Below are 26,720 nucleotides of genomic sequence, written 5' to 3' on the forward strand. Positions count from 1 at the left end.
TCAAGGCCTTTGACAGGGGCGACAGCTCCTTTGTCTGCTCTGCCATTTTCCAACAAAAAACAGGCCGACCAAGAGGTCGAACCTGTTAACGTCTTTAGATACTGCCCTCTGCCTCACGGGCGATGTTCATGGCCAGGGCAAAGTTGCCGACTGTGGCTGAACCGTTGTTGGGCACAATCGGGGTCACGATGTAGTCCTCAACCGCAGGCACCGGCAGGTAGCCGTTGAGGAGGCTGGTGAAGTAGTCACGCACCCGCTTGAGCATGTGGCTTTGTGCCATGACGCCGCCGCCAAAGACGATAACCTCTGGGCGGAACATCATGGTCGCCTGGATGGCCGCCTGGGCGATGTAGTAGGCCTGCTTGTCCCAAACGTCGCTGTCCAGCGGGATGTTCTCGCCCCGGATACCCGTCCGAGCCTCAAGGGATGGGCCTGCTGCTAGGCCCTCCAAGCAGTTTTTGTGAAATGGGCAGACGCCAGTAAAGTCGCCTTCCTCTGGGTGGATGGCCATGTAGGTATGACCCATCTCCGTGTGGCCGATACCGCCGATAAACTGGCCGTTCATGTAGGCACCAGCCCCGATACCTGTACCGATGGTGTAGTAAACCAGGTTTTCAACGCTGTCGCGGGAAATGACCTCACCATAGGCAGACGAGTTCACGTCTGTGGTGAAGAAAATCGGCACATTGAGGGCCTGTTTCATAGGGCCAATCATGTCGGCGTTAGACCAATACGGTTTCGGTGTTGTCGTCACATAACCGTAGGTTGGGGATTTTTCGTCGATGTCGATGGGACCAAAAGAGCCCACCGCAATGGCTTCCAAGCCTTCAAATTGCTCAAAGAAGGCGATGACCTGGGCCATGGTCTCCTCTGGTGTGGTCGTCGGGAACTGGTGGCGGGCCACCACTTCAAAATCGCTGTTGCCGACGGCACAGATAAACTTGGTGCCGCCCGCCTCTAAACTGCCATAAAGTTTTGTCATCTTTTCTTATCCAGGTCTTGGTCAGAACCTGGCCTCTCTATCATTTTGGTTGGGGCTTGACCCCAAGATTAAACCTAGCCTATCAGCCAGTTTAACCAGCAAACAAGGCCAGGTTGACCTAGCCTTGTTCAAACATTATTTCAGGGTGATCAAGTCTTGACCAACTTGGACATTGCCTTCCGCCAGAGGCGATACCAGGCTGTAGTCAGCTGTGTTGGTGATGATCATCATGGTTGTGTCATCAAGACCTGCGGCAGCAATTTTCGCCAAGTCAAAGGTCGCCAGTACATCACCAGCCTTAACAGCTTGGCCTGTTTTAACCTTAGCATCAAAGCCGTCACCAGCCATTGACACGGTGTCGATACCGATGTGGAGGAGGATTTCTGCCCCTTTCTCGGTTTGGATACCGTAAGCATGGCCTGTTTCAAAGGCAACTGAGATGGTTCCGTCTGCTGGAGCATAGAGGGTGTTGCCAGTCGGTTTGATGGCAATTCCCTTGCCCATGGCTTCGCTGGCAAAGACAGGGTCATTTACCTTAGTCAAGGTAACCGTTTGACCCTCAAGCGGGCTAACCAAAACCTCATCTTTAGACGTCGCAGCAGCTACTGGTGCTTGAACAGGAGCAACTGGTGTCGCTGCTGCACTAGGCTTTTTTACAGAAACCTCATCTTCGAAACCGAAGAAGTAAGTGAAGGCAAAACCAAGGGCAAATGATACCGCAACCATAAGGAGGTATTGGAACAACTGACCGTTACCAACGTAAAGCATTGTTCCTGGAATGATAGTGATACCTGAACCTGTACCAGCAAGACCAAGGAGAGAAGCCAACAAACCACCGATAGCACCTGCACCAAGTGACAGGAAGAATGGCTTGCGGAAACGCAAGTTAACACCGAAGATAGCTGGCTCAGTAATACCCAGGAAGGCAGAAAGAGCAGCTGGGAAAGCCAAGGCTTTCAGTTTAGCGTCTTTGGTTTTCACACCAACCGCAACGGTTGCCGCACCTTGTGCCGTCATGGCTGCTGTGATGATGGCGTTGAATGGGTTAGCAGCAAGACCTGTCGCATTCAAACTTTCAGAAACCAGGTTAGCTTCAAGCAAGTTGAAAATGTGGTGAACACCTGATACCACGATAATCTGTTGGGTACCACCGATGATAAGACCACCAAGACCCATAGGCAAACCAAGGAGAGCCTTAGTTCCAGCCAGGATGTACTCTTCAACCACGTGGAAGACTGGACCAATGATAAAGAGGCCGACAATAGACATTACAAAGAGAGTAATGAATGGTGTCAACAAGAGGTCAAGAACTTCTGGGACAACCTTGCGAACAGTTTTTTCAAACTTGGCACCAAGAATACCGATAATGAAGGCTGGCAAAACAGAACCTTGCAAACCAACAACTGGGATACCACCAAAGAATTTCATAGCTTCAGCTTCACCACCAGCAACGCCCCAAGCGTTAGGCAATTGCACAGCAATCAACATTGAACCCAAAACGATACCGATTGTTTGGTTACCGCCAAAAACACGGAAGGTTGACCAAACAACCAAAGCTGGCAAGATGATAAAGGCTGTATCAGTCAGAATTTGTGAATAAGTGTTAACATCTTCTGGCAAGGCAACACCTAAAGCACCAAGCAAACCACGAAGACCCATGAAGAGACCAGTCGCTACGATAGCTGGGATGATTGGAACAAAAACGTCACCGAAGGTACGAATAGCACGCTGGAAGGCGTTGCCTTGAGCCGCAGCTTCTGCTTTTTGCTCGCCAGTTGTTGCTGTTGGCAAACCAAGAGCGACAACTTCGTCGTAGATCTTGTTAACGGTACCTGTACCGAAGATCAATTGGTATTGACCAGAATTGAAGAAGGCACCTTTCACCTTCTCGATGTTCTCAGCCTTTTCCTTGTCAATCTTGGCCTCATCGACCACCATGACACGCAGGCGGGTTGCACAGTGGGCAACGCTCTTGACGTTCTCGCGACCACCCAGGGCCTCGATCACCTCTTTTGCAATTTGTGTGTTATCCATTTGCAAAATGCTCCTTTAGAAATTTTTATTAGTGTTTTCATGAAAGCGTTTCATGCTAACGACACTATCTATTTTATCACCTTTTAGAAATATGTCAAGCGTTTTGCAGAAATTTTTTATTTTTGGTAAAAATCCTTGATTTTTCAAGGGCAAACGTTTACTATATAATAGACAAACAATGACAGAAAAGGAAGCGAAGATGAATCTACCTACCGAAATCCGCTACAAACGCTACGAGGATTGGACAGAAAAAGAACTGGCTGACCTACAAACTAAAACAGCCAGCTCCCCTTGGCGGGCAGGCTACCACATTGAACCAAAGAGCGGCATGCTCAACGACCCCAACGGCTTTTCTTATTTTAATGGGAAGTTTAGCCTCTTCTACCAAAACTGGCCTTACGGCCCTGCCCACGGCCTCAAGTCTTGGGTACACACTGAGAGCGAGGACCTGGTTCGCTTTACCGAAACGGGTACCACTCTCCTACCTGACACGGCCTTGGACAGCCACGGGGCCTATTCTGGGTCAGCCTATGAAGTTGACGGCAAACTCTTTATCTTTTACACGGGCAATGTCCGTGACGAGAATTGGGTCAGAACACCTCTTCAAGTCGGGGCTTGGATGGACAAGACTGGCCAGATTGAAAAAATCGCTGAGGTCCTGATTGAGCCTGCAGCTGATGCCACCGAACATTTTCGTGACCCACAGATTTTTGAGCATGAGGGTGACTTCTACGCCATCGTCGGGGCTCAAAACCATGACAAACAGGGCTTTATCAAGCTCTACAAGGCAGAAAACCGTGACGTGACCAAGTGGTCTGAGGTCGGTAACCTAGACTTCGGTGGCACAGGCAGCGAGTACATGGTCGAATGCCCCAACCTGGTCTTTGTGGATGGCAAGCCTGTTCTGCTCTACAGCCCACAGGGCCTAGACAAGGCAGAGCTGGCCTACCAAAACATCTACCCAAACACTTATGTCATCGGTCAGACCTTTGATGTGGCAGCAGCCAAACTGACCGACCCAAGCCCAATCATCAACCTGGATGAAGGCTTTGAGTGCTATGCCACCCAGGGGTTCAACACCCCAGACGGTCGAGCCCTGACTGTCAGCTGGATTGGCCTGCCTGACGTGGACTACCCAAGCGACGATTATGGTTACCAGGGTGCCATGAGCCTGGTCAAGGAATTAACCCTCAAAGACGGTAAGCTCTATCAATACCCTGTCCCTGCCATCACCACGCTGAGAACCAGTGAACAAGCCTTCTCTGCTCTGCCATCAACCCAAAACAGCTACGAGCTGGAGCTGGACTTCACCCCAGGTCAGACCCACCAAATCCGACTTTTCGCCGACGGCCAAGGTCAGGGACTGGTGCTGACGGTGGATACTGCAGCGGGCCGCATCGAGCTTGACCGTACCAAGGCTGGCCAGGCCTTTGCTACCCAATATGGCACCACTCGTGCCTGTGACATCCCTGCGGGTAGCGTGACTGCCAACATCTTTATCGACCAGTCCATTTTTGAAATTTTCATCAACAAAGGTGAAAAAGTCTTTACTGGCCGGGTCTTCCCAACCGCTGACCAGACAGGTATCGAGGTCCTGGCAGGTCATGTGACCGGTAGCTACTTTGAGCTGAAAAAATAATCAAAACCACTCGTCCAAATCCCTTGGGCGAGTTGTTTTTTGTCGCCGTCTATGCTACAATGTTATCACTGGCGAAAAAGTGAAAACGATTTTTCCTTTTCTTTTCGCCCATTCTGCTAAACGTTTAACACAAAAGGAACGACTAATGGTTGCAAAACTCACTGACGTGGCCGCCTTGGCTGGGGTCAGCCCCACCACCGTGTCCCGTGTCATCAACAAAAAGGGCTACCTGTCCGACAAAACCATCAAAAAGGTCCAGGCAGCCATGAAAGAACTGGGCTACAAGCCCAACAACCTGGCCCGAAGCCTCCAGGGCAAGTCGGCCAAGCTGATTGGCCTGATTTTCCCCAAGATTTCCAACGTCTTCTACGCCGAGCTGATTGAGTACCTGGAGATTGAGCTCTTCAAAAAGGGCTACAAGGTCATCATCTGCAACAGCCAGAACGACCCCGACAAGGAGCGGGACTACTTGGAGATGCTGGCGGCCAACCAGGTCGATGGCATCATCTCCTCCAGCCATAACCTTGGCATTGACGACTACCAGCGGGTGGAGGCCCCCATCGTCTCCTTTGACCGCAACCTGGCCCCTGGCCTCACGGTCGTCTCCTCGGACAACTTTGCGGGTGGCATCACGGCGGCGACCACTTTGAGGAAAAATGGCTGTGCCCGCATCATGATGATTGCAGGTAACGACAACTCCAACTCCCCGACCGGACTCCGTAGGCAGGGCTTCCAATCCATCCTGCCCGACGCCCCCGTTATCAACCTGCCCAGCGATTATTCACCCATCCGCAAGGAAATGGAAATCAAAACCCTCCTGACCCAGGACAAACCCGATGGCCTCTTTATCTCCGATGACTTGACCGCCATCCTGACCATCAAGATTGCCAAGGAACTGGGCCTCAGTATCCCTGACCAGCTCAAGCTAATTGGCTACGACGGCAGCAAGTTTGTCGAGACCTACCACCCTGAGCTGACCACTATCAAGCAACCCATCAAGGAACTGGCCCAACTCATGGTAGACGTCCTCGTCAAACAGATTGACGGCCAAAAAACCAATAAAGAATACATCCTGCCCATCAGTCTCCTGAGCGGGGGGAGTGTGTAAAGAAAAACTGGAAGCCTTAGCGGTCTTCCAGTTTTTTTCTTTAGTCAGATTCACAGACCCAAAAAACGCAGAAGGGCCACGGCTGCCACCCCGACCAGCACGGTGGCAATAAGGTTTTTGAACCTGTAGAGGACCAGGGCCGTTGGTAGGATGGCAAGCGTTTCAACCCATTTAATCTGAGGGAGTTGGCCGGGGCTGGTCTGCGTGATGCTGGACAGGAGCAGGGCAAACATGATGCAGCTGGGGAGGTAGGAGAGAAAGGCCAGCACCTTCTGTGGTGGCTTGGCCCATTTGACCAAAAAATAGGGAAACATCTTGGGCAACCAGTTGGCTAGAGCAGCCAGCAAAATCAAGGTTATGGTCTTAGTCATCGGTCAACACCCCCACAAAACAGCCGACCAAGGTGGCCAGCAAAACCGCCAGGGAGCTCGGCAAGAAGAAGGTCCCCAAGCCATAGGCCCCTGCTACCGCTCCTAACATCAGGACCAGTCGCTGGCGGGCCACACGCTTGGCTAGGGCCTCCAGCTGGCCGGCAAAGATGGCCACGAACATGGCAACCAAGGCAAAATCAATGCCCAAACGGGTCGGGTCAGGCAGGAGCTCGCCCAAGACCGTCCCCAAAACCGTAAACACCACCCAACTGGCCTGGCTGGCCAGGTTGTTGCCGTACATCCAGGCTGGCTCCACCTGACCTGTCTCCAGGTCGTGGGTCAGCATGAGGGCATAACTCTCATCCGTCATGAAACTGGCCATGAGCAGCTGCTGGCCAAAACTGGCCGTCCGCCCAAAAATGGTGGCCGCATGCAGGTTAAGGAGAAGATTTCTCAGGTTCATGAGGAAAATGGTCAGGACACCGCTCAGGACATCAGTTCCAGACAAGACCAGACCACAGATGGCAAACTGGGCTGACCCTGAGTAAACCAAGAGGCTCATGAGCAACATCTCTGCTGGCGAAATTCCTGACTGGGCAGCCAAAATCCCACAGGCCAGACCGATACTGGCATAGCCAAAAACGGTCGGCACCGCCGCCCGCAGACCTTGTTGAAAAGCTGTCATCGCAAGTTCCTTTCAGGTTTTTTTAGAACCTTATCATATCACAAAACCGCCCTAGTAACAAGAGGGCTATTGAGCTTCGGGGAAAATAGCTGAGCAGCTCTGCCATTTTCCACAAAAATCTTAAAAAAATCTGTCAAGTAACTTTACTTTACAAAAAAGGTGTGGTAGAATAAGTAAGTTGATGAAAATCAAAACACATCATTGGAGGAAACAAAGAAATGGCAGTACCTGCACGTCGCACATCAAAAGCGAAAAAGAACAAACGCCGCACTCACTACAAATTGACAGCTAAGACTGTAAAATTTGACGAAGTAACTGGTGACTACTCACGCTCCCACCGTGTATCTCTTAAAGGATACTACAAGGGCCGTAAAATCGCCAAAGCTGCTGCAGCTGAATAATAGAAGGGAGCTATCATGCGCGTAAACATTACACTTGAACACAAAGAATCTGGTGAGCGTCTGTACTTGACTTCTAAAAACAAACGTAACACCCCAGACCGTCTTCAATTGAAAAAATACTCTCCAAAATTGCGTAAGCACGTGATTTTCACTGAGATTAAGTAAGGGGTTCACTACACGTCATTAGACGTCAAATCATTGATTTTAAGCGATTTTTGAATTTTTTAAGTTCATTACATTGCAATATAAATCAATAAGAACTCAACCTTTTACTCTACCTTTTTTAGATGAATATATCATTTGGATATTGAAGTTAAGTCCTGCTATCATTTCGATGGCAGGGCTTTTTAATATTTGGTACACTTACTTCTTATCTATATTTTGGTGGAGCTAGAAGTTGACATCTACAAAGTTTAATGTTAAAATACATTCAAAAATATATTTGAATGAGGTGTTTTATGATTCAAAATGTTGTCACTTCAATAATCCTGTATTCTGGGACAGCCGTAGACTTACTTATTATCCTAATGTTATTCTTTGCCAAAAGAAAAAGCAGAAAAGACATCATTAACATCTATTTAGGACAATTTCTAGGCTCTGTTAGTCTAATATTGCTAAGTTTGCTTTTTGCATTTGTCTTAGATTTTATTCCTAGTAAAGAGATTTTAGGTTTGCTCGGTTTGATTCCAATTCTCCTAGGCCTCAAAGTTTTGCTTTTAGGAGATTCTGATGGAGAAGCTATTGCCAAAGAAGGTTTGCGCAAAGATAATAAAAACCTGATTTTTCTAGTCGCTATGATTACTTTTGCAAGTTGTGGTGCTGACAATATTGGTGTCTTTGTCCCATATTTTACTACCTTAAATTTAGCAAATTTGATAGTGGCTTTACTTACCTTTCTAGTCATGATTTATCTCTTGGTTTTCTCTGCCCAAAAATTGGCACAAGTCCCTTCTGTTGGAGAAACTTTGGAAAAATATAGCAGATGGTTTATTGCCGTTGTTTATATAGGATTGGGGATATATATCCTGATTGAAAACAACAGTTTTGACATGCTATGGACTGTGTTAGGCTAGGAGAAAATATTATGAAAAAAGATAGTATCTGCCAAGTAAATGTTATAAATCAACAAAATGTTACAACTGCAACGAACTACATTGAAAAGGAAAAAGTCCAAAAATCACTTCGCATTTTATCAAAGTTTACCGATAATAAACAGATAAATATCATCTTTTATCTCCTTGCTGTTGAAGAACTCTGTGTCTGCGATATAGCCTGTTTACTAAATCTCAGTATGGCATCTGCCTCCCACCATCTTCGTAAACTAGCCAACCAAAACATCTTGGACACTAGAAGAGAGGGGAAAATTATATATTATTTTATAAAAGATGAGGAAATCCGAGATTTTTTTAATCAACTAGGATAACAACTATTTTTACTACTTTTCCATGTTTATAGGGGGCTTATCTATGAAATTCTTTGATGAAAATTACTCACAAGAAATACCTACTCGTATCAGGGAATCTCTAAAAACTAGCATTTTACTGACTTTTTCTAAGTTAAAAGCCTATTAAATCAGCGTTTTGACTTTTGTTAATTGAGTTTTTAGAGATGCCCATCAAATGTTTAAGAAAAAAGTATAATTTAAAGCAAAGTGACCTAGGTAATGCAGGTCAAGTTAGCCAAGTTGAAAAGGGAAAGCGACAAGTTACCGCTTCAATATTGCTTTATTTGAATACTCAAACCGACTCGGACTATAAAGAAATTATTTTTGGAGATATTGCCAAGTTTGTTGAAAATATGTTTTACCACTGCTTCAGCTCTATTTTATTTAGAGATTTGGAATCTGTAGATAAAAGAATGTATACTTACGCTGAATTAGCACCACAACGAAAATTAGAAGCTGTGGGTATTTATCTTGATAAAATTGCTGAACTAACGCAATAACTACTCTACCATTCACTCTACCTTTTGCTAAGGAACATTACAAAAACGTTGATATATAAACGTTTCTAACAGCTAAAATAGAAAATACTTAACCTTTACTGAGATTAAGTAAGACAACCGACGGATAAACTCTAGCTTGATGGCCAGGGTTTATTTTTTACCTTCAATTTGAACTCGCCAAAAACACATCAAAAACGGCCCAAGGGCCGTTTTTGCCATTTCTTCTAGTCTTAACCCAGCAAGATTTTCTCCAAATCAAGTGGGAGAATGTAGGTGTCACCCTGATAGGCCCGCATGTTGCCGCCTGAAATTTCGTCAATCAGGGCCACCTTGCCATCGATCAAGCCAAATTCAAACTTGATGTCGTAGAGGTCCAAATCCTTCTTGGCCAATTCATCCTTGACCACCTGACCGATTTCCTTGGCCAAGCCTTCCAGCTCAGCGTATTGGTCCAAGGTCATGATGCCCAAAACGGCCAAACCATCCGCCGTCACCAAAGGATCCTGACGGGCGTCATCTTTAAGGGTCACTTCCACGTAAGCTGGCAGGGTAGTGCCTTCAGCGATGTAGTCGCCATAACGACGGGTAAAGGAGCCAGTCGCTCGGTAACGCACAATCACCTCAACCCCCTTACCAAAGACCTGGGCCTTCTTGACCACCGCCTGGTTCTTCTCCACCTCAGCAGAAACAAAGTGGGTGTTGAGCCCCAGAGCGTTAAGCTTCTCATAGAAAAACTCGGTCATGGCCAAGGCTGCACGACCCGCTCCCTCGATCTGCAGACCCACCTGGTTCTCACCCGGATCAAAAACCCCGTCCTTGCCCGTCACATCATCCTTAAAGTGCAAAAGGACAGTTTTGTCGTCCAACTCAAAGACATCCTTGGTCTTGCCGGTATAAATCTTCCGCATGATAGCCTCCGTTTTTTTAATTATTGTTCCTTTATTATACAACTTTTAATTAAAATAAGCTAGCCTTTTATTTATTTTCGTTCTTTTTCCGATTATTTTTATTGTTTTGATAAAAAATGGTGCTGGGAAAACTCCCAGCACCATGCTGACGCTTCAGATTAGACTAACTTGGCACCCAGGACCCCTTGCAGGTGGGCCAGAGCGAACTGGCTGCGCGACTCATCCAAAGAAGCCACCGCAGCCTCAACCACCTCAATCTCATAACCCAAGTTATAGGCAGAGATGGCCGTGTGCAGGACACAGATATCCGTCAGGACACCGGTCAAGACCACTGTCTTGACCCCGCGTTCCCGCAGACGAACATCCAAATCCGTCCCAGAAAAGGCCGAATAGTGCCGCTTGTCCATCCAGAAAACCCGATCTGAACCTGCAATTTTCTCATAGAGACCTGCGAGACTACCGTAGAGGTCACGGCCGCTGGTCCCCTTGATATTGTGAGGGGGAAAGAGCCTGCTCTCAGGGTGGAACTGGTCGTTTTCATCATGGCCATCAACGGCAAAAAAGACATAATCCCCCGCCGCATAGGCCGACTCAACCGCCCCTACCAGGGCGGTTTCGATGGCCTGGGCAGGCTTCCCTGCGGTCAGCTTGCCCTCGTCGGCCACAAAGTCCACGGTGTAATCAATACAAATCAAGGCCTTGGTCATTACTGGTAATCCTCTAATTGGTCAAAAATGCCCTCGTTGAGGACTTTGAGGTAGGTCCCCTTCATGCCCAGAGACCTACTCTCGATGATGCCTGCACTCTCTAATTTTCTCAAAGCGTTGACAATCACGCTTCGGGTAATCCCAATCCGATCCGCCACGACAGAGGCTGTCAGGCGACCTTCCGTCCCGTCCAGCTCGTTCAGGATGGCTGCGACAGCCTTCATTTCCGAATAAGACAGGGTATTAACCGCCATGGTCACAGCCGTCTGCTTGCGAATGGTTTCCTCCAGGTTCTCCGTTTGGAGGTTGAGAAGCTGGATACCCACCACCGTGGCCGCCAACTCAACCAAAACCAAATCCTCTTCCGTAAATTTTTGGTCATTTCGCCAGATAATCAAAGAACCCAGCCGCATACCGCCACCGTAAATGGGAGCAAAAGTGGTCACTCCGTCAGGGAAAACGTCCTGTAACTCCACAGGAAAGACCGTCAGCTCATTGCTAACAGGAAGATTGGCCTCGGTCTCATAGGCCCGAGTAGTGGCCCGCATATAGGTTTCAGGCAACTGGAGGTTTTCAAAAAAATTGTCCACTCGCTCGTTGCTGGTTTTATACTTGAGGTGATAACCCAAGAAATGGCCCTGGGTATCAATAATCAGGGCGTTACAGTCAATGATGTCTGCCATCTGACTGGCTGTTGCCGTGTAAGGCAAGTCGTCGTGCAGGCTGTCCGCAGCCCGCTGCAACATGGCTGTGATTTTCCTTGTTTTCGCTAGTAAATTCACTGGTCTACTTCTTTCTACTAAATGTCATTTCATATTATAGCAAAGCTGGGGCCATTATGCAAATAATTATCAGAAAATTTTTGATTATTTTAACAATTAGACCAATTATCACATGAAAAGTTAGCAAATCAGGCAAAAACGCCCCGAAAGGCGTTTGGTTTTACCGTTTGTAACGTTGCAAATGACGATAGAGTTTTTCCTGCAAGTCCCCCAGTTCTTCGACGGTTGGCAGGTAAACGATGCGGAAGTGGTCTGGGTCCTTCCAGTTGAAGCCTCGGCCATGAACCAGCATGACCTTTTCTTTTTTCAAGAATTCCAAAACAAACTGCTCGTCATCCTCCACTCGGTACATGTCTCGGTCAATCTTAGGAAAGACGTAAAGACCAGCCTTGGGCTTAACGGTTGACAGGCCAGGAATGTCGTTGATGGCCTTGGTGATGAATTGGCGTTGCTCGTAGAGGCGGCCGCCAGGCTGGAGGAGCTTGTCCACCGATTGGTAGCCTCCCAGAGAGGTCTGAACCACCTGCTGGGCCAGAACGTTAGAACAAAGCCGCATGTTGGACATCATGTTGAGGCCCTCGATGTAACCCTGAACGTGGTCCTTACGGCCTGACAGAACCATCCAGCCCACTCGGAAACCGCAGATGCGGTGGGACTTGGACAGGCCATTCATGGTCACCACAAAGACGTCAGGAGCTAGACTAGCAATCGGTGTGTGCTCCAAACCGTCAAAGACCATGCGGTCATAGATTTCATCAGAGAAAATCAACAGCTCGTGCTGGCGGGCAATTTCCACGATTTCCTCCAGCAATTCCTTGGGATAAAGAGCACCTGTTGGGTTGTTTGGGTTGATGATGACGATGGCCTTGGTCCGGTCGGTGATTTTTGACTTGATGTCGGCAATGTCTGGGTTCCAGTCAGCCTGTTCATCACAGATATAGTGAACGGCCTTACCACCTGCTAGACTGACCGAAGCCGTCCAAAGCGGGTAGTCAGGCATAGGCACCAAAACCTCATCGCCATTGTCCAAGAGGGCATGCATGGACATGGTAATTAGCTCAGACACCCCGTTACCGATGTAGATATCATCGACGTCAATGTTAGGGAAGTCTTTCAGCTGGCAGTACTGCATAATGGCCTTGCGGGCGGAGAAGATGCCCTTAGAGTTGGAGTAACCTTCTGACTGACGGGCATTGCGAATCAGGTCTCGAATGACCTCGTCTGGGGCCGTAAACCCAAACTCAGCTGGGTTACCGGTGTTCAACCGCAGGATACTCTCGCCGTTGGCTCTCATGCGGTTAGCTTCGTCCAAGACTGGGCCACGGATGTCGTAGGCCACATGTTCTAATTTTGATGATTTGTTAAATATCTTCATAAACTTTACCTCGTGATATGATTATACCCCGATTTGACCAAAATGTAAAAACATTTTCACCTAAATTCTCATCATCTTAAATCCCATAGTAGAACTCCCAAACCTGCTCTGCTATTTCCCCAAAAAATCCTAACCAATCGCCTTGATATAAATCTGACAAGGGCTCCATTGGTCCTAAAGGGTTGGGAAGCACTCCAGTTCCTTAAAGCCCATGGCCTGGTAAAAGGCATTGGTGCGATCATAGACCTCGTAGTGACCCGTCTGAACGGTTTTCACTTGAGTATAGGTGTAGCCTAGATTGCTCGCTAATTCCTCGTAGGCTTGATAGAGTTGGCGTCCGATACCTTTACGATGGTAGGCCTGCTTAATCCCCATGACAAAGATGTCGGCACAGTCCTTGCTACTAGCTTTAAGGACAATGTAGCCGATGGCTTCCTCTCCCTTAAAGGCTGCAATAAAAGGCAAATCCTGACCTTCCAGAATGTAGGTTGCAGTGCTGTCAGGCAGGCCGAACCAGTCTGGTAGGTCTGCTAAAATGGCTGTGGCGATTGTTTTTTTCTCTTCTTTGTTTATGATTTCTTTTAACTGAATAGTCATGATTTTTTCCTTTTCACTGTATCACAAAGAATCCACACACGGTGGGTCGATTTTTAGGCGTCAAGTATCAGTTAAAATCTTACAATCATAAGCCCATTATAACTAAAAACCCTTGACAGAGCAAGGGTGACCGTCCAAATCGTCTTGGACACTAGTTTTAGAAATTTCGACCGTTTTTGCCATAGCCGTAGCGTTCCATGAAGTCCTGGCGGAACTCCAGGAGGTTGTCGTCCATGATGGCCTGGCGGACCTTTTTCATAAGGTTGACCAGGAAGTAGAGGTTGTGGTAGCTGGTCAGACGGATACCGAAGGTCTCGTCAGCCTTGAGCAGGTGACGGAGGTAGGCTCGGGTGTAGTTCTTACAGGTGTAGCAGTCACAGTCATGGTCAAGCGGGGTAAAATCCTCAGCGAACTGGGCATTTTTGACCACCAAACGCCCCTCAGAGGTCATGCAGGTGCCGTTGCGGGCAATCCGGGTCGGCAAGACGCAGTCGAACATGTCCACGCCACGGATAACCGCATCAATCAGGCTGTCAGGGGCTCCAACACCCATCAGGTAACGGGGCTTGTCGTTTGGTAGGAGGGGCACGGTGAAGTCCAGAACCGCATTCATCTCCTCGTGGGTTTCACCCACAGCCAGACCACCGATGGAGTAGCCTGGGAAGTCCATGCTGACCAGGTCCTGGGCTGACTGGCGACGGAGGTCCTCAAAGCCAGCCCCTTGAACGATGCCGAAAAGGCCTTGGTCATGCGGGCGGCGGTGGGCTTTGAGCCCCCGCTCCGCCCAGCGGCTGGTCCGCTCGATGGATTTTTTCACATAATCATAAGGCTGGTAGAACTGGGGACACTCATCAAAACTCATCATGATGTCCGAGCCTAGATTGTTCTGGATAGAGATGGCTTTTTCAGGTGACAGGAACATCTTGGACCCGTTGAGGTGGTTTTTGAAGGTCACCCCTTCTTCGGTAATGTTACGGCTGTCCGCCAGAGAATAAACCTGGAAACCACCGCTATCAGTCAAAATAGCCTGGTCCCAGTTCATGAACTTGTGCAAGCCACCAGCCCTGGCAATCAGCTCATCACCTGGTCGCAACCAGAGGTGGTAGGTGTTGGACAGGATAATGCCTGAACCCATTTCCTTGAGCTCTTCAGGTGACTGGGTCTTGACCGTGGCCTGGGTGCCAACGGGCATGAACATAGGGGTTGGGAAAGTGCCGTGGGGGGTGATGATTTCACCCAGACGGGCACCGGTGTGTTTTTCCGTCTTAATCAGACGGTATTTGATGGGGTAATCTGTCATGTTTTCTCCTTTGCAACCAGAAAATACAGTTCTGGGCTGATAACCTCCCTATTTTACCATAAAAAGCTTAGTCTGGCGACTGGCTGAATTTCTGATTTAAGCCTGTTCGTTATCAGCTCTCGTCTGTTTTGCTTGACCTTTCCGTCAAAAATACAGCCATCAAACTTGTTCTAACTCCGGCTCCGACTAGCCTTGTCTCCCTTGCCCCCCTCCCTTAAAAGGTGTATAATATAAACAAGAAAAAAACAAGGAGGTCCAAACCATGACCGCACACGACATTCGCCAAGAAGCCCGCCAACTCCTAAAGAACCTGATAGGTAAAGGCAAACTCTTTCTCTTCCCCATTTTAGCCAATCTCCTGCCAGGTTTCCTCCGTGTCAAGGCTAGCTGGGAAAATCAAGTCTACCATTACGGAGAGGAAAGTAGCCTACCCACCTCCATCAGCCATTCAACAGGTATCTCCGCCGACATCTTCAACCAACTCCTATCCTTTATCACCACCGTCCTCCTCATGTCAGCCGCCTACACCTTGCTAGAGGCCTACCGCAAAAAGCGGACTGAGGCCAGCTACGAAGACAGCTTTAGGGCTTTTAACAGTCCCTACCTGTTCCGTCTCTTCCTACTCTACCTGGTTCATATTCTCCTGCTTCTGCCTTGGTTCCTGCTCATGTTCACTCCCCTCTTTGGCTTGGCTATCTACGCCATCTTGGGTTCAACCTCTGGCGGCATGGCAATAGACGGTAGCGGAGCCCTGCTCATCGTCCCAGTCATCATCGGTTTTGTCATGTTCATCATCAAGACCTACGCCTACAGTCAGGCCAACTTCATCCTCTTTGATCGGGTGGAAGAAGGAGGCAACCTAAACCCCTTTGACATCATCAAGGAGAGCGTTCAGCTCATGAAAGGCCATAAATTTGACCTCTTCATCCTCCACCTCTCCTTCATCGGCTGGCTCCTCCTCATCCCTCTGACCCTAGGCCTGGCCTCCTTCTACGTTATCCCCTACCACTGGGCAGCCCAAACCATTTTCTACGACCAACTCAAACACCCCAAAACCGCCTAGTTAAGTGACCTGCTCCTTGAACTGCTCCCTGTCAAGTGGACAATGAAATAATAAAAGTTTTAAGCCATGGCCTTGCCCCTCTTGAAATGAGGAGCAAGGCCATTTTTATTCTCTTGAAACCGTTCATGATTGTAAAAATAAATGTAGGCATCGATGTCTTCGACCAATTCTTCGAAGGTCTTGTAAGTCTTCAAGTCATAGCACTCGGTCTTAAAATGCCCAAAGAAACTCTCGATTGGCTCATTGTCAATGCACTTACCAACCCGTGACATTGATCTGGACAGTTGAAGTTGGTTGGTGACCAGGCGGTACTCTCTGGAGGTATACTGGGAGCCTCGGTCACTATGGAGCAGTGGCCTGGCACTTGGATTCGCCGCCATTGCCTTTCGCAGGTTCTCCATCACGAGGGAATTGTCCTTGTGCTGGCTGATATGGTAGGCAACGATTGAGCCGTCATAGAGAGCCTTGATGGCACTCAAATAAGCCTTCGAACCTAGACCATAGTGCAAGAAAGTCACATCGGTACACCACTTCTGATTAGGTGCATCAGCTGTGAACTCTCGATTGAGCAAATTCTCCTCAAAGTTCACAAAACCTTGACTCCCATCCTTCTTAAACTTGCGAACCAAAGCATAGACTTGTTGGTAGGAGGCACCATAGGTCTCAATCGCTGTCTGATAATTCTTGTTGTGAGAAATCGTGAAGTTGACAATCTCAACACCTTCTTCAAAAGTGATTTTACGGCCTTGTTTCATGCGACTCAATCCTTTACTAGTAGCTGTTAATGGTTTACCACTAGTATACTGCTTTATCCAACGGTTGAGAACACTGCGGTGAGAAATATTGTAACAATCAACAATCTTCTCTAATCCTCCTCGGCCAGCTAGATAATCTTGTAAAGCCTGTTCTTTCAACTCTTTACGATAATGATTCCAAGTTCGACTCTCTTTTAGTCCCTCGACTCCCAATCGTTTGTATCGTCTTATCCAACTCTTGATAGTTGTCTTAGCCACGCCATAAGAACTGACTAGGGTTGAAATGGATACCCCCTGTTCTAGATACAGCAAGACAAGTTCTAACGTTTCTTCGACTGATTTTGGACTTCGTTTGGACATATGAAAACTCCCTCTATAGTTTCTAGTGAATTGTTGTTTTTTCACTGTCCACTATAGGGGGAGTATATCAATCATTCCTTAGAGTGTTTTCCAGTTAGTCTCTCAGTTTACTCATTATCACGACGTCTGAGACCAACCAAACCAGCGTTGAACAGGAAGCCACCAATCAATGGCGCAATACCCCCAAGTTCTCCTGTGTTTGGCAATCGGTCAGCAGCTATCGATTGAGACTGAACAACTCGTTCTTCCGCTACCTCTGACAACATTGCAGAGGAAACAGGGACCGTCGGAGTAGGAATTTCAATGATTTGGACCGATACCCCTTGATTGCGCTGCCCTTCAGAATCTGACGAATTAAACACGTATTCTGGGAGAGGGTCGCTAGTAACAGATTCACCTGACATGCTAATCATCGGTTCCGAGACTAGGGGAACTTCTGACGGTAGAACATCTGCAAAATCTGACGGGTTAAACACGTATTCTGGGAGAGGATCGCTAGTAACGGATTCACCTGACATGCTAATCATCGGTTCTGAGACTGGGGGAACTTCTGACGGTAGAACATCTGCAAAATCTGACGGGTTAAACACATATTCTGGGAGAGGGTCGCTAGTAACAGATTCACCCGACATACTCACCTTCGGTTCCGGGGTCGGAACTGGTTCTGGTGTTGGAGTTGGTTCCGGCGTTGGAACTGGTTCTGGCGTTGGAATTGGTTCCGGTGCTGGAGTTGGTTCCGGACTTGGAACTGGTTCTGGCGTTGGAATTGGTTCCGGGGTTGGAACTGGTTCCGGACTTGGAACTGGTTCCGGGGTTGGAACTGGTTCCGGACTTGGAACTGGTTCTGGCGTTGGAATTGGTTCCGGTGCTGGAGTTGGTTCCGGACTTGGAACTGGTTCTGGTGCTGGAGTTGGTTCCGGACTGGGAACTGGTTCTGGTGCTGGAGTTGGTTCCGGACTTGGAACTGGTTCTGGCGTTGGAGTTGGTTCCGGACTTGGAACTGGTTCCGGTGCTGGAGTTGGTTCCGGACTTGGAACTGGTTCCGGTGCTGGAGTTGGTTCCGGACTTGGAACTGGTTCTGGTGTTGGAACTGGTTCTGGCGTTGGAGTTGGTTCCGAACTTGGAACTGGTTCTGGCGTTGGAGTTGGTTCCGGACTTGGAACTGGTTCTGGCGTTGGAGTTGGTTCCGGTCTTGATTCTGGATCAATCGCAGCGATGGCTGCCAACCCACTCGCTCGAACACCTGTCACCGCTGCATTAGAACCGACCTGACGAATGCCCTCAATCGCAGCTTCTCGCTCTTGGTCAACCTGAGCCTTAGCCACTGCACGTTCCTCATCCGTTAAGCCTGACTTAGCGTCAATAGCTGCCTTACGAGCAGCCGCCAAGCTGCGAATCGCTTCGATGGCTGCAGGCTTGATTTGAGCCATTGGCGTTACCGCCTGAATAGCGGTCGTCGCCGTTTGACGAATGCTTGTGATGCCATCTGTTGTGGTCGAACGGATAACCGCTACAATCGCTGCCGCACGTTTACTTTCAACTTCAGCCAAAGCAATCGCTTGCTCCTCCGTCGTCAAGGCTGTGTCAGCTTCAATCAGAGCACTCTTTTCAGCCGCAATACGGTTGATATTTTCTGTTGCTGCTGCTTTCACAGTTGGCGGTACTGGAATAATATCACGGATGTCTTCTGCCTCAGCTTCTTTTTGACTAGCCACTGTTGCATTGTTCTTGGCAAAATCAATCGCCTCTAGAGCAGCCAAACGTTCCGCTTCTACCTGAGCCTTGTAAACAGCCTTCTCTTCAACCATCAGAGTATTGTCAGCATCAAGAGCAGCCTGCTTCGCTGCAGCAATATCATTGATTTCAGAGATGGCTTTTGGTTTGACCTCGGCAATAGCTTCAACGGCCTCAACCGCAGCTGTACCGATAGCTTGACTGTTCGTAACATCCTCTGCACTTACCGCACTGATAACCGCTGCGACAGCATTGGCACGCTCAACTTCCAGTTGCTCCTTAGCGGCCAAACGCTCTTCATCGGTCAGGGTAGTGTCCGCATCTAGGGCTGCACCTCGGTTAGCAGCCAATTGGTTGATGGCGTCGATGGCTCCCTGTTTGACCACAGGTTCTGGGTTGATTTCAGAAATGCCGCTGATACCCTGGTTCTTGGCTTCAGTAATGGCTTCATCCGTCATGGCATTAGTGATGCGTTCCACAACAGCTTCACGCTCACGCTCTGCCTGAGCAATGGCCTCAGCCTTCTCCTCAACGGTCAGGATGTCATTGGCCTCAATCGCTGCCAACTTCGCATCGGTCACTTCATTGACGTCCGCAATGGCTGCCGCACGGGCCTGGGCTTCTGGTTGAATCACCGAAATGGCCGCCGCTCCAGCTTCCTGGGCAGCCTCAACCGCCTTGGTTGTCAAGAGGGTCTTGATGATGTTCAGAGCAATTTGACGCTCCTTCTCAATCTGCTCACGAGCCACTTGTTTCTCATTTTCCGTCGCATCTGGGTGGGCACCTGGGGCATCCACATCAGCCAGACGAGCAGCTGCCAACTGGTTAATAGCTGCCAGAGCTGCTGGCTTAGCGATAGCAACAGGGCTTACTGCTGCAACCTGAGCAAGACCAGCTTGAGCTGCCTGGGCCACGTCAGCATTGCTCAAAGCCTGGGCAATCGCTGCGATAGCCTGACGACGCTCTTCTTCCACTTGAGCAATCGCTGCTTCCCGCTCTTCGATGGTCAGCTCATCATTAGCATTGATGGCTGCACGCTTAGCCAGACTAGCCTCGTCCAAACTTGCAATGGCTGCTGACTTGGCCTGAGCAATCGGTGCCAAACCAGTAATAGCTGCAATGCTATTGGCCTTAACCGCTGCAATTGCCGCATTATCAACCGCTTCTTCAACAGCTTCCAAGGCTTGACGGCGTTCCGCTTCCACCTGAAGTTTAGCCACCGCCTTCTCTTCAATGGTCAAGTTGCTATCTTGGTCAATGGCAACTAATTTCGCATCAGCGGCTTGGTTCACTTCAGCAATAGCTGCTGGTTTGACCTGACTAACAGGAGTGATGGCCGCGACAGCCGTAACGCCGCTGTCTTTAGCTGACGCCACGTCAGCATTGGTTGTTGCCTGTTCGATGGCTTGTTGAGCACGGGCAACAGCCGCTTCCACCTGAACCTTAGCTTCATCTTTTTCCTCATTGGTCAAGCTATTGTCGGCATCAATAGCCGCCAGCTTATCAGCTTGAGCCTGACGCAAGGCTGCTTGAGCGTCCTGCTTGGCAACAGGGGTTGGGCTGATGCTGGTAATCTTGCTTGTGCCTTGGTTCTTGGCTGCTGTCAAACTCTCATCCGTTGCCGCGTCAGTGATACCTTGGGTCGCCGCAGAACGTGCTGCTTCCACCTGGTCACGAGCAGCTGCCTTTTCTTCCGTCGTCAAGGCAGTATTGTTGTTGATTTCTGCCAACTTAGCTTCCGCCACTCGATTGATATCATCCAGAACTGTTTGCTTGTTTTGAGCTTCAGGCTTAACATCTGTCAGGGCTGTTGTTGCCGTTTCTTTGGCACCTTGGATGGCCTCATCCGTTGTGGCAGTATTGATATTGGTAATCGCTGTGTTGCGTTCCCGCTCAACCTGCTCCTTGGCCACACGTTTTTCTTCTTCAGTGGCTTGTGGGTCAGCCTCGATAGCGGCCAATTTCTCATCCGCCACTCGGTTCACTTCAGCAATAGCTGCTGGTTTGACCTCAGAAGTTGGGTTGATGCTTGAAATCTCAGCTAGAGCAGCTGCCTTGCTGGCCGCAGTGTCCGTACTGTTTACAGCATCACGAATAGCCGCCTGAGCCTTGGCCAACTGGTCATCAACTTGAGCCTTAGCCGCTGCTTTTTCGCTCTCCGTCAAGTTAGGGTTAGCGTCGATTTGAGCACGCTTGTCTTCTGCCGCTTGGGTAAGTTCCGCCACAGCTGTCGGCTTAACGTTGGATTGCGGATTGATAGCAGGCAGGACATCTGTTGCTTTTTTATTAGTAATAGCAACTTCTGCATTGCTACCTGACTTGCTGATGGCATCAAGGAGCTTAACCGACTCCTTATCAACCCCCGCCTTGGCCGCTTCTTTTTCTTCTGCGGTCAGGTCAGGGTTGGCATCAATTTGAGCACGTTTCTCATCTACCAAACGGTTGACGGTCTGACGTGCGGCAGTCTTGCTGGCTGATTCCAGACTGATAGCTGTGACGTCAGCCACACCCGCATCTTGGGCTGCCTGAGCTTGGGCCGTTGTGGTGGCATTTTCCACTGCCGCCAAGGCTGCCTGGCGTTCCGCTTCAATAGCTGCACGTGCCTCCGCTTTCTCCTCACGGGTCAAATCACGATTGGAGTTGAGGGCCAAACGCTTCTGGCGAGCCGCTTCATTGATGGCGTCAATAGCCGCTGGCTTAGCGACCGGAGTTGCTGTAAAGTTATCAAGGGTGGCACGGCCAGCATCACGGGCCGCTGCTGCTGCTTCTGGCGTTGTTGCCGCACGAACGGCTTCAACCGATTTGGCTTTTTCTGCTTCCACTTGGGCCTTGGCCGCTTCTTTTTCGTCGCTAGTCAAAGCTGGGTCACGATCAATGGCCGCTTTCTTGTCCTCAGCCGCTTGTTCCAATTCAGCAATGTTAGGGTTCGCATTAGCTTGTGGGTTAATGGCAGGGATAACTTGATTAGCTTTACGGCTGGTCAGAGCAACCTCAGTATTGCTACCTGACTTATTAATCGCATCTCGAAGCTTATCCGCTTCCTTGTCCACCAGGGTCTTAGCAGACGCCTTTTCTTCTGGTGTCAAATCTGTTCGGTTATCAATCTGAGCCTTCTTATCCGCTACCAGATTGTCTACTGTGCTACGTGCTGCATTTTTGACTTCCGAAACCAATGGCAGGGCTGAAATGGTCGCAACACCTCTATCTTGTGCCGCCAAAATCTCCTCTGGGGTATTCGCCGCTTCAAGAGCTGCAAGGGCTGCTTGACGCTCATTTTCAATTTCAACACGTGCCTCAGCTCGCTCCTCTCGAGTCATATCTCGGTTGGAGTTGAGGGCCAAACGTTTCTCACGAGCTGCCGCATTGATGGCGTCAAGGGCTGCTGGCTTGATTGACGTTGGATTGATGGCATCGATTGCTGTCACACCTTGGGCTTTAGCTGCCGTCACCGTGTCATGACTTGGGCTGTCGTTTACCGCAGTGATGGCCTTGTCTTTTTCAGCATCCACCTGGGCTTTAGCAGCCTCTTTTTCTGCTGGCGTCAGGTTGGTATTGTTATCAATCTCCGCTTTCTTAGCGTCAGCCGCTTGGGTTAGGTCTGCAATCGCTGCTGGTTTAGCAACAGGAGCTGGGTTAACCTGACTGATTGCTGTCGTTCCAGCCGTTTGAGCGGCTGTTACTGCTTGATTGGTCTGAGCAGCATTGACAGCTGCAAGAGCTTGGGCTGTCTGCTCATCAACTTGAGCCTTAGCTGCGGCTTTCTCCTCAGCAGTCAAGTTACTATTGTTGTCAATAGCAGTTTTCTTAGCTTCAGCTGCTTGATTGATGGCCTCAAGGGCTGCTGGCTTGGCAACAGGGGTTGGGTTAACCTGATTGACGGCTGTCGTCCCAGCTGTTTGAGCCGCACTTACCGCCTGATTAGTCCGAGCAGCATTGACAGCTGCAACCGCTTGGGCTGTTTGCTCATCAACCTGAGCCTTGGCTGCGGCTTTTTCATCATCGGTCAAATCAGCAGCATCAATCTCAGCTTTTTTGTTAATCGCTGCCTGGTTAACGGCTGCGACAGCCGTTGACTTGGCAACAGGGGCTGGGTTAACTTGATTAACAGCACTGGTACCTGAGTTTTTCGCCGTTTCGATGGCCTGGCTAGTGGTCGCCGCGTTGACAGCATCAAGGGACTTGGTTTTCTCCTCAGTGACACGGGCCTTAGCAGCAGCTTTTTCCTCATCTGTCAGGTTGTCATTGCTGTCAATTTGATTGGTCTTGGCTGTTGCCGCCTCTTCAATGGCTTGACGGGCCGCAGTTTGGGCAGCATTTGGCGTTACATTGACCAGTACTTCAACAATGTCTTCACTCAAATCAGGGTAGACAACCTTAACAGGGATAATATGACGACCTTGCTGAAGCGGGGGATTCCCTTGAATAACTTTAGTGACATTACCAGCCGCTGGATCTACTGTCACAGCCGCACGAATAGCCTCAGCCGCCGCTTCAGCAGTATCAGTATCTGAATAAGTCGTTTCACCACCTTGAGCAGTGAACTTGTCCCCAATCGGCGAGAAATTAACCGTTACCGGCACTACCTTGGTCGATCCGTCTGGTAACTGAACAACGACACTAACCGTACTGGTACCATAAATCGGCAAACCACCCTCAGGGATAATGACAGATTTGACAATGTCATCATCGCTAATCAGAGGATTGCGTCCTTTTTCAACACGGACAGCATTCCGAACATCTTCTTCAGTAACAGGAACACCATACTCCACTGGCACTTCGTTAGTCGTCACGTTGACCACTTGAAGATTCACACGATCGCTTCGGTAGCGCCCAGTTTCATTCTCAAAAATGAACTCACGCGTATAAATCCCTGCAACCTCAGGAAAAGTTCCTGATAAGACCCCATCCGTACCCAAGGTAATCCCTGGAATTGGCTGCTCAGTATTGCTATTGATACCAGCAAATACCATCTTGGTCCGCACGATAGGCGTGTCCGATACAATTGTCATCGGAATGTGGACTGTTTGACCAAAGAAACTATAAATATTAGTAGGAACATCCGAAACACTTGGCGGATTAACACCTGTCACCGCCGCCCTAAAAGCTGTTCGACCAGCGGATCTAAATCCCGTCTGTCCAGTTACCTCTGTCTCAGGCTGCCCCTCAACAGCTGTCGCACTCGGAAGCGTTTCTAAAGCGATCTGAATATCCTCTACTACTGAGGTAATTGAAACTACAGGAGAAGGATTAGCTTCTACCGTTGGAGAAGTCACAAGCTCTGATTGGATAAGTGTTTTCTCTTCTTCATCAGAAACTAGAACAGATTCCTTTTCAATGCCATCAACCGTCGCTTCTAAATCTGAGTCTTTTTCAGAAGTTTGGTTAGTTACTGGCGGCTCTTCAACAATTGATACTCGTGAACCCTGTCCAATACTAGACTCATCCCCAACAGCTGCATCTGATTTCGAAGTTTCCAAAACACCAGTCTCAATATCTTGAGCCTGAGCGGTTACTCCCATAAAAATACTTGCTGCAACAGCTACTGATGCCGCTCCAAACTTGAACTTACGAATACCGTAACGAAGGACTTTTTCCCCACTCGGGTGAGTATTTTGATTTTGAACTTTCATGACGAGAACATTCTCCTTAATCTATAGTCACTCAATACTATTCTACCATACCTTTTCTTGGTTATCCAGTTTTTTAACCACACTCATCATTCTAGAACTCTAATAGTGCTCAAAAAATCGCACATCAAAAGGTTCAAGGCAAAACCCTGAACCTTTGTGAATTTATAAGAAAATCTTACTCACCACGGTGTTTTTTGATGATTTCTTCTTGTACAGACTTAGGCACATCTTCGTAGTGGTCGAAGACCATCATGAAGGTACCACGACCTTGAGTCGCTGAACGGAGAACTGTCGCGTAACCGAACATTTCAGCAAGTGGCACATAAGCACGAACCACTTGAACGTTACCGCGAGCTTCCATACCGTCAACACGACCACGACGTGCAGTCACGTGACCCATAACGTCACCAAGGTTGTCTTCTGGAGCTGTGATAGTAACAAGCATCATTGGCTCAAGGATAGCTGGTTGTGCAGCTTTAGCCGCTTCTTTCAAAGCGAGTGACGCCGCGATCTTGAAGGCCGTCTCAGATGAGTCGACATCGTGGTATGAACCATCGAAGAGTTTAGCCTTGATGTCAACCATTGGGTAGCCGGCAAGAACACCGTTAGCCATTGATTCAACGAGACCTTTTTCAACCGCTGGGATGAATTCACGTGGAACCACACCACCGACGATAGCGTTCTCGAACTCGAAACCTGCACCTTCTTCGTTTGGTGTGAATTCGATCCATACGTCACCGAATTGACCTTTACCACCAGACTGGCGTTTGAAGAAACCACGGGCTTGAGTAGAGGCACGGAAGGTTTCACGGTAAGATACCTGAGGTGCACCAACGTTAGCTTCTACCTTGAACTCACGACGCATACGGTCAACAAGAACGTCCAAGTGAAGCTCACCCATACCAGAGATAACTGTTTCACCAGTTTCTGGGTTGGTTTCAACGCGGAAGGTTGGGTCTTCTTCAGCCAATTTAGACAGGGCAACCCCCATCTTGTCTTGGTCAGCTTTAGACTTAGGCTCAACCATCAATTGGATAACTGGTTCTGGAACGTTGATTGACTCAAGGATGATTTTGGCTTTCTCGTCAGTCAATGAGTCACCAGTAGTGGTGTCTTTCAAACCAACGGCAGCAGCGATGTCACCAGAGTAAACTGTTTCGATTTCTTGACGGCTGTTAGCGTGCATCTGAAGGATACGACCGATACGCTCACGTTTACCTTTAGAGGTGTTCATCACGTATGAACCTGAGTTAAGGACACCTGAGTAAACACGGAAGAAGGTCAAACGACCTACGAATGGGTCAGTCATGATCTTGAAGGCAAGGGCCGCAAATGGCTCTTCGTCAGATGATGGACGCTCTTCTTCTGCATCTGTATCTGGGTTAATACCCTTGATCGCTGGGATGTCGATTGGGCTTGGGAGGTAGTCAAGTACCGCGTCAAGCATCAACTGAACACCCTTGTTCTTGAAGGCAGAACCACAAAGAACTGGGAAGAATTCAACGTTGATGGTCGCTTTACGGATACCAGCTTTAAGTTCCTCGTTAGTGATTTCTTCACCTTCAAGGTACTTCATCATGAGCTCTTCGTCAGTTTCAGCTACAGCTTCAACCAATTTCTCACGGTACTCTTGAGCTTGCTCAAGGTACTCAGCTGGGATGTCTTCTTCGCGGATATCTGTACCAAGGTCGTTGGTGTAGATTTCAGCCTTCATCTTGATCAAGTCAATGATACCACAGAAGTCGTCTTCAGCACCGATTGGGAGTTGGATTGGGTGAGCATTTGCTTGCAAACGATCGTGAAGAGTCGATACTGAGTAAAGGAAGTCTGCACCGATTTTGTCCATTTTGTTGGCAAATACGATACGAGGAACACGGTACTCAGTCGCTTGACGCCATACAGTTTCAGTTTGTGGCTCTACACCTGACTGTGAGTCCAAAACGGTAACCGCACCGTCAAGAACGCGGAGGGAACGTTGTACTTCGATGGTGAAGTCAACGTGTCCCGGGGTGTCAATGATGTTTACACGAGTGTCTTTCCATTGAGCAGTTGTCGCAGCTGAGGTGATGGTGATACCACGCTCTTGCTCTTGCTCCATCCAGTCCATCTGAGATGCACCTTCGTGAGTTTCACCGATTTTGTGGATTTTACCAGTGTAGTAAAGGATACGCTCGGTAGTCGTGGTTTTACCCGCGTCAACGTGGGCCATGATACCGATGTTACGAGTTTTAGCAAGTGAAAATTCGCGTGCCATGAGGTCTTGTTCTCCTATATAATTTTAATAACGGTAGTATTATACCATATTTTGAGAAAAACGGATAGGCAGAGGCCCACCCGTTCGGCTT

At 48.7% G+C, this 26,720-nt stretch carries 20 protein-coding genes and 2 pseudogenes; 8 read left to right on the forward strand and 14 right to left on the reverse strand.

Annotation, left to right across the window (positions count from 1 at the left end; all coding sequences use genetic code 11):
- Positions 1-94: 94 nt before the first annotated feature.
- Together scrK and AC3ARB_RS09545 are read right to left on the reverse strand one after the other, a co-directional pair.
- Positions 95-982, reverse strand: a complete 888-nt coding sequence (gene scrK / locus AC3ARB_RS09540; RefSeq protein ID WP_488320329.1) for a fructokinase ScrK — start codon at positions 980-982, stop codon at positions 95-97.
- A 135-nt stretch (positions 983-1,117) separates the two neighbouring features.
- Positions 1,118-3,016, reverse strand: coding sequence for a PTS sucrose transporter subunit IIABC (locus tag AC3ARB_RS09545; protein WP_488320330.1), 1,899 nt, complete (start codon positions 3,014-3,016; stop codon positions 1,118-1,120).
- Between the two features lie 199 nt (positions 3,017-3,215).
- On the opposite strand from AC3ARB_RS09545, the gene AC3ARB_RS09550 reads away from it, so the two are divergent.
- A complete protein-coding gene (locus tag AC3ARB_RS09550) occupies positions 3,216-4,655 on the forward strand; it encodes a sucrose-6-phosphate hydrolase (protein ID WP_488320331.1) in 1,440 nt (479 codons plus the stop codon).
- 145 nt (positions 4,656-4,800) lie between these two features.
- The gene (locus tag AC3ARB_RS09555; RefSeq protein WP_488320332.1) at positions 4,801-5,763 is read left to right on the forward strand and encodes a LacI family DNA-binding transcriptional regulator; all 963 of its coding nucleotides are present in this window, start codon (positions 4,801-4,803) and stop codon (positions 5,761-5,763) included.
- Between the two features lie 50 nt (positions 5,764-5,813).
- Here the strand turns inward: AC3ARB_RS09555 and AC3ARB_RS09560 are convergent, their stop codons facing one another.
- Positions 5,814-6,134: an AzlD domain-containing protein gene (locus AC3ARB_RS09560; RefSeq protein WP_488320333.1), complete on the reverse strand. Its 321-nt coding sequence runs from the start codon at positions 6,132-6,134 to the stop codon at positions 5,814-5,816.
- Positions 6,127-6,819, reverse strand: a complete 693-nt coding sequence (locus AC3ARB_RS09565; RefSeq protein WP_488320334.1) for an AzlC family ABC transporter permease — start codon at positions 6,817-6,819, stop codon at positions 6,127-6,129. Before AC3ARB_RS09565 ends, AC3ARB_RS09560 begins: the two co-directional genes overlap by 8 nt.
- Positions 6,820-7,037: 218 nt before the next feature.
- Between AC3ARB_RS09565 and rpmF the strand changes: the two genes are divergently transcribed.
- Both rpmF and rpmG read left to right on the forward strand, forming a co-directional pair.
- Positions 7,038-7,220, forward strand: coding sequence for a 50S ribosomal protein L32 (rpmF, locus tag AC3ARB_RS09570; RefSeq protein WP_488320335.1), 183 nt, complete (start codon positions 7,038-7,040; stop codon positions 7,218-7,220).
- Between the two features lie 15 nt (positions 7,221-7,235).
- Positions 7,236-7,385 carry a 50S ribosomal protein L33 gene (gene rpmG / locus AC3ARB_RS09575; protein WP_039692519.1) on the forward strand — a complete coding sequence of 50 codons (150 nt, stop codon included), beginning with the start codon at positions 7,236-7,238 and terminating at the stop codon, positions 7,383-7,385.
- 96 nt (positions 7,386-7,481) lie between these two features.
- Here rpmG and AC3ARB_RS09580 read toward each other — a convergent pair.
- Positions 7,482-7,650 (reverse strand): annotated as a pseudogene (locus tag AC3ARB_RS09580) (FanG protein).
- Positions 7,651-7,678: 28 nt separating this feature from the next.
- Here AC3ARB_RS09580 and AC3ARB_RS09585 point away from each other — a divergent pair.
- From AC3ARB_RS09585 to AC3ARB_RS09595, 3 genes and pseudogenes are all read left to right on the forward strand, one after another.
- Positions 7,679-8,293 (forward strand): CadD family cadmium resistance transporter, encoded by a 615-nt coding sequence (locus AC3ARB_RS09585; RefSeq protein ID WP_488320336.1) that lies wholly within the window; start codon positions 7,679-7,681, stop codon positions 8,291-8,293.
- Between the two features lie 11 nt (positions 8,294-8,304).
- Positions 8,305-8,643, forward strand: a complete 339-nt coding sequence (cadX, locus tag AC3ARB_RS09590) for a Cd(II)/Zn(II)-sensing metalloregulatory transcriptional regulator CadX (protein ID WP_488320337.1) — start codon at positions 8,305-8,307, stop codon at positions 8,641-8,643.
- Between the two features lie 185 nt (positions 8,644-8,828).
- Positions 8,829-9,089 (forward strand): annotated as a pseudogene (locus AC3ARB_RS09595) (helix-turn-helix domain-containing protein); the annotation flags it as partial.
- A 305-nt stretch (positions 9,090-9,394) separates the two neighbouring features.
- Here the strand turns inward: AC3ARB_RS09595 and AC3ARB_RS09600 are convergent.
- The 6 genes from AC3ARB_RS09600 to tgt form a co-directional block, all read right to left on the reverse strand.
- Positions 9,395-10,072 (reverse strand): phosphoribosylaminoimidazolesuccinocarboxamide synthase, encoded by a 678-nt coding sequence (locus AC3ARB_RS09600; RefSeq protein WP_488320338.1) that lies wholly within the window; start codon positions 10,070-10,072, stop codon positions 9,395-9,397.
- 158 nt (positions 10,073-10,230) lie between these two features.
- Complete coding sequence (locus AC3ARB_RS09605; RefSeq protein ID WP_488320339.1) at positions 10,231-10,779, reverse strand: cysteine hydrolase family protein; 549 nt, start codon at positions 10,777-10,779, stop codon at positions 10,231-10,233.
- Complete coding sequence (codY, locus tag AC3ARB_RS09610) at positions 10,779-11,561, reverse strand: GTP-sensing pleiotropic transcriptional regulator CodY (RefSeq protein WP_488320340.1); 783 nt, start codon at positions 11,559-11,561, stop codon at positions 10,779-10,781. The genes AC3ARB_RS09605 and codY overlap by 1 nt, the downstream gene beginning before the upstream one ends.
- A gap of 160 nt (positions 11,562-11,721) precedes the next feature.
- Positions 11,722-12,936 carry a pyridoxal phosphate-dependent aminotransferase gene (locus AC3ARB_RS09615; RefSeq protein WP_488320341.1) on the reverse strand — a complete coding sequence of 405 codons (1,215 nt, stop codon included), beginning with the start codon at positions 12,934-12,936 and terminating at the stop codon, positions 11,722-11,724.
- A gap of 174 nt (positions 12,937-13,110) precedes the next feature.
- Positions 13,111-13,533, reverse strand: coding sequence for a GNAT family N-acetyltransferase (locus AC3ARB_RS09620; protein ID WP_488320342.1), 423 nt, complete (start codon positions 13,531-13,533; stop codon positions 13,111-13,113).
- 157 nt (positions 13,534-13,690) lie between these two features.
- Positions 13,691-14,833, reverse strand: a complete 1,143-nt coding sequence (gene tgt, locus AC3ARB_RS09625) for a tRNA guanosine(34) transglycosylase Tgt (RefSeq protein WP_488320343.1) — start codon at positions 14,831-14,833, stop codon at positions 13,691-13,693.
- A gap of 262 nt (positions 14,834-15,095) precedes the next feature.
- On the opposite strand from tgt, the gene AC3ARB_RS09630 reads away from it, so the two are divergent.
- On the forward strand, positions 15,096-15,896 hold the full coding sequence (locus AC3ARB_RS09630) for a DUF975 family protein (protein WP_488320344.1): 801 nt from the start codon (positions 15,096-15,098) through the stop codon (positions 15,894-15,896).
- A 59-nt stretch (positions 15,897-15,955) separates the two neighbouring features.
- On the opposite strand, the gene AC3ARB_RS09635 is transcribed toward AC3ARB_RS09630, so the two are convergent.
- From AC3ARB_RS09635 to fusA, 3 genes are all read right to left on the reverse strand, one after another.
- Entirely contained in the window at positions 15,956-17,011 is a 1,056-nt protein-coding gene (locus AC3ARB_RS09635) for an IS3 family transposase (protein WP_488320345.1), read from the reverse strand.
- Positions 17,012-17,118: 107 nt separating this feature from the next.
- Complete coding sequence (locus AC3ARB_RS09640; RefSeq protein WP_488320346.1) at positions 17,119-24,375, reverse strand: DUF1542 domain-containing protein; 7,257 nt, start codon at positions 24,373-24,375, stop codon at positions 17,119-17,121.
- Between the two features lie 175 nt (positions 24,376-24,550).
- Positions 24,551-26,629 carry an elongation factor G gene (gene fusA / locus AC3ARB_RS09645; RefSeq protein ID WP_488320347.1) on the reverse strand — a complete coding sequence of 693 codons (2,079 nt, stop codon included), beginning with the start codon at positions 26,627-26,629 and terminating at the stop codon, positions 24,551-24,553.
- Between the last annotated feature and the right edge of the window lie 91 nt (positions 26,630-26,720).

The organism is Streptococcus sp. ZY171113 (genome assembly GCF_057748235.1).

What these genes read in the sequence shown, in the direction of transcription:
- fusA (WP_488320347.1), bottom strand. Translation starts at nt 26,629, where the DNA reads ATGGCACGCGAATTTTCACTTGCTAAAACTCGTAACATCGGTATCATG.
- AC3ARB_RS09620 (WP_488320342.1), bottom strand. Translation starts at nt 13,533, where the DNA reads ATGACTATTCAGTTAAAAGAAATCATAAACAAAGAAGAGAAAAAAACA.
- cadX (WP_488320337.1), top strand. Translation starts at nt 8,305, where the DNA reads ATGAAAAAAGATAGTATCTGCCAAGTAAATGTTATAAATCAACAAAAT.
- AC3ARB_RS09615 (WP_488320341.1), bottom strand. Translation starts at nt 12,936, where the DNA reads ATGAAGATATTTAACAAATCATCAAAATTAGAACATGTGGCCTACGAC.
- AC3ARB_RS09550 (WP_488320331.1), top strand. Translation starts at nt 3,216, where the DNA reads ATGAATCTACCTACCGAAATCCGCTACAAACGCTACGAGGATTGGACA.
- AC3ARB_RS09585 (WP_488320336.1), top strand. Translation starts at nt 7,679, where the DNA reads ATGATTCAAAATGTTGTCACTTCAATAATCCTGTATTCTGGGACAGCC.
- AC3ARB_RS09560 (WP_488320333.1), bottom strand. Translation starts at nt 6,134, where the DNA reads ATGACTAAGACCATAACCTTGATTTTGCTGGCTGCTCTAGCCAACTGG.
- rpmF (WP_488320335.1), top strand. Translation starts at nt 7,038, where the DNA reads ATGGCAGTACCTGCACGTCGCACATCAAAAGCGAAAAAGAACAAACGC.
- AC3ARB_RS09555 (WP_488320332.1), top strand. Translation starts at nt 4,801, where the DNA reads ATGGTTGCAAAACTCACTGACGTGGCCGCCTTGGCTGGGGTCAGCCCC.
- rpmG (WP_039692519.1), top strand. Translation starts at nt 7,236, where the DNA reads ATGCGCGTAAACATTACACTTGAACACAAAGAATCTGGTGAGCGTCTG.
- AC3ARB_RS09635 (WP_488320345.1), bottom strand. Translation starts at nt 17,011, where the DNA reads ATGTCCAAACGAAGTCCAAAATCAGTCGAAGAAACGTTAGAACTTGTC.
- AC3ARB_RS09565 (WP_488320334.1), bottom strand. Translation starts at nt 6,819, where the DNA reads ATGACAGCTTTTCAACAAGGTCTGCGGGCGGCGGTGCCGACCGTTTTT.
- tgt (WP_488320343.1), bottom strand. Translation starts at nt 14,833, where the DNA reads ATGACAGATTACCCCATCAAATACCGTCTGATTAAGACGGAAAAACAC.
- AC3ARB_RS09600 (WP_488320338.1), bottom strand. Translation starts at nt 10,072, where the DNA reads ATGCGGAAGATTTATACCGGCAAGACCAAGGATGTCTTTGAGTTGGAC.
- scrK (WP_488320329.1), bottom strand. Translation starts at nt 982, where the DNA reads ATGACAAAACTTTATGGCAGTTTAGAGGCGGGCGGCACCAAGTTTATC.
- AC3ARB_RS09605 (WP_488320339.1), bottom strand. Translation starts at nt 10,779, where the DNA reads ATGACCAAGGCCTTGATTTGTATTGATTACACCGTGGACTTTGTGGCC.
- AC3ARB_RS09545 (WP_488320330.1), bottom strand. Translation starts at nt 3,016, where the DNA reads ATGGATAACACACAAATTGCAAAAGAGGTGATCGAGGCCCTGGGTGGT.
- AC3ARB_RS09640 (WP_488320346.1), bottom strand. Translation starts at nt 24,375, where the DNA reads ATGAAAGTTCAAAATCAAAATACTCACCCGAGTGGGGAAAAAGTCCTT.
- AC3ARB_RS09630 (WP_488320344.1), top strand. Translation starts at nt 15,096, where the DNA reads ATGACCGCACACGACATTCGCCAAGAAGCCCGCCAACTCCTAAAGAAC.